Source organism: Oleiphilus sp. HI0061 (genome assembly GCF_001635675.1).
This window is the reverse complement of the sequence record NZ_LWFE01001218.1, coordinates 1-1,922: the sequence shown is the minus strand read 5'-3', so window position 1 is coordinate 1,922 and position 1,922 is coordinate 1. Positions and strand designations below refer to the sequence as shown.

General features: G+C 43.8%; 2 protein-coding genes and 1 pseudogene. 2 read left to right on the top strand and 1 reads right to left on the bottom strand.

Annotation, left to right across the window (positions count from 1 at the left end):
* Window positions 1-218 (top strand): hypothetical protein (locus A3735_RS18980; protein WP_231882578.1); only part of this gene is annotated, 218 nt, incomplete at its 5' end.
* Between the two features lie 402 nt (window positions 219-620).
* The gene (locus tag A3735_RS18970) at window positions 621-1,262 is read left to right on the top strand and encodes an endonuclease (RefSeq protein WP_082865261.1); all 642 of its coding nucleotides are present in this window, start codon (window positions 621-623) and stop codon (window positions 1,260-1,262) included.
* Between the two features lie 45 nt (window positions 1,263-1,307).
* Here the strand turns inward: A3735_RS18970 and A3735_RS31160 are convergent.
* A pseudogene (locus A3735_RS31160) lies at window positions 1,308-1,922 on the bottom strand (saccharopine dehydrogenase); the annotation flags it as partial.

The window sequence follows — 1,922 nt, the reverse complement described above, 5'->3', positions numbered from 1 at the left end:
GCAAAGGTCAGCCATTGCCGGCATTATTCAAACAACATCGTATCATTCAAAAACGCCAGGCAGGTCTGTCTGCCGCCGCACAAAAGCACAGCCCTCAAAAGCTATTGGGCCTTTTAGATCAGTGTAAGAAAGTCGATGACCTGATCAAAGGTGTCGAAAAGGGCATTTCCCCTTGGGACGTGTTGACTGATATTACCTTGGCAATTGCTAAGGGATAAAGCCAAAGGTAGGCGGGGCCTCTGTCCGCGCGAACGGAACCACCGGGCTATCTGACACTCCGAGGAACGACCTGCGCCCCGGGACGGGCCGCCTACAAAATTCTCACATTCGAAAACTCATTTCCGAAGATGCTTTAATTTCCATAGATAAGCTTTTGAAAATAAAAAATAACAAAAGCACAACAAAGCATTATAAGTTCTTTAGCGCACACTCTTTATCACAAATAAACATTAAAGCCTCTTTCCGATCGCTGTTTTTACAATGTTTTTCAGAATCTAACATTTTTAGCTCACTTATAAGGGGGCAGCGCTCACTTTTTATGCTAACGTCAATTATAAGAATCATATAAGTTGTTAAGCAGTCTTCTTTTACTACCAATAGCTTCACCGAGGTAAACCTGAATGCGCTTAAAACGCAACAAACAAATATGTAGCGCGATAGTTATCGCTATCAGCTGCTTGCTATTAAGTTCAATCGCGGCAGCTGATTACAAATCAGTGATTAAGGATAAATTTTGGGGCGCCATTTATAAAAATGGCGGGCAGACCTTTTTCTGCAAAAAGTCTTTCTCAAAGAAAACACCGCTTCTCGCGGTCAGCCATATTTACCCAAGCGCTCAAGTACGTGACCACCTTCAATGCGGAACTAAACGCCAGTGCCTTCGTTCAGACGATCGCTATATGGAAATAATCTCTGATTTGCATAATGTTGTTCCGGCTGACTCTTACTTTGAGTTTAAAAGAAAAGGCGCAAAGTTCGGCAACTTAGAAGAAACGATTGAGGCCAATAATTGCGGCATTCGAAAGAAGTTACACATTATTGACCCACCTAACGAGCTCAAAGGGGATATTGCCAGAATTCTGTTTTATATGAAGGCTAACTATGACCTACCCTTGCGTACTCATATGTCTTTATTAAAACTATGGCATGAGAATGATCCACCAAGCCCGGAGGAAGTCTCACGTAATGCGATTGTGGCTGAGTATCAGGGCAATGAAAATGAGTTTATCTCCAACCCATCTTTAGCTTATAACATTGATTAACTGCATCGTCGGGTTAAAACCCGACTTACCCTGAACTCAATAACCTTAGGGCTCGATTGAGAAGCCTAGACCAGCCTTTTCTTCTAGCCTATGCAATAAGGCATCACCCATTGCTGTTGAGGGTGTCAACACTCCGCACATCTTCGGCAAGTGTTTCTTATCCAAGGCTAAACAGGCTGCACTTTCACCAAGCATTTTAGAAGTAGAACCATAACCTGGGTCTCGGTCACCTGTAACCTTGGCAACCAATGTTCGGTCATTCATACGGCCAATTACACTAAAGGTGAAGAAGCCAGCTTCACGCTCTGCTTTATTTGGCCCTTCACCAGGTTCAGGGAAAAAGCGATTAATTGTATTTTTATACCAAGACCCCGGCTTACCTGCCATCATCAAGCCTAAGGTCAATAAGCCAGCATAACCTTTGGCTCTTCCAGTAAAGCCTTTGCCGCTCATCATCGCTTCATCATAAAGGAAGTCTTTTCCATACGGGTAAGACTTCAAAGCATGAGAGCGTCGAACAACGCGCGTATTTATTGCCGCCATGATGAAAGGCATGATCCAAGCTTTTAGGTCAGAGTCGTATTTAACGCTTTGCATATCTGGCTTATCAGGGCCCGACATTTCCCCCTGAGGGTTCAAACCATAAGGGTTGAAGATCAC